General features: G+C 46.2%; 4 tRNA genes. All 4 read right to left on the bottom strand.

Annotation, left to right across the window (positions count from 1 at the left end):
* Positions 1-7 precede the first annotated feature (7 nt).
* Positions 8-84 (bottom strand) — tRNA-Asp (locus B9N66_RS09570).
* 8 nt (positions 85-92) lie between these two features.
* Positions 93-168: transfer RNA gene (locus tag B9N66_RS09565), tRNA-Val, on the bottom strand.
* Between the two features lie 18 nt (positions 169-186).
* Positions 187-262: transfer RNA gene (locus B9N66_RS09560), tRNA-Glu, on the bottom strand.
* 13 nt (positions 263-275) lie between these two features.
* Positions 276-351, bottom strand: a tRNA-Lys gene (locus tag B9N66_RS09555).
* Positions 352-403 lie beyond the last annotated feature (52 nt).

Here is a 403-nt window from a genome sequence, read left to right as displayed (position 1 = left end):
TAATAGATGGCGCAGCGGACGGGGCTCGAACCCGCGACCTCCGCCGTGACAGGGCGGCATTCTAACCAACTGAACTACCGCTGCACCTAAAATGGTGGTCGCTATAAGACTCGAACTTATGACATCCACCTTGTAAGGGTGGCGCTCTACCAACTGAGCTAAGCGACCTAAAATTTAAAAAATATCTGGCGACCCTTAGAGGATTTGAACCTCTGTTTCTACACAGAGAAAGTAGAGTCCTGAGCCACTAGACGAAAGGGTCATAAACCCAAAAATGGTGTCCTGCGTTGGATTCGAACCAACGGCCCCCTCATTAAAAGTGAGATGCTCTACCGACTGAGCTAGCAAGACATTTGCTTAAAAAAGAATTGAGATTATACAAAAAACATTATTACATGTCAAG

Origin of the sequence: Campylobacter concisus, from assembly GCF_002165775.1 — a bacterium.
Lineage (GTDB): Bacteria > Campylobacterota > Campylobacteria > Campylobacterales > Campylobacteraceae > Campylobacter_A > Campylobacter_A concisus_E.
Note: the sequence above shows the minus strand (reverse complement) of the source record. Positions and strands in the feature narration are given on the sequence as shown.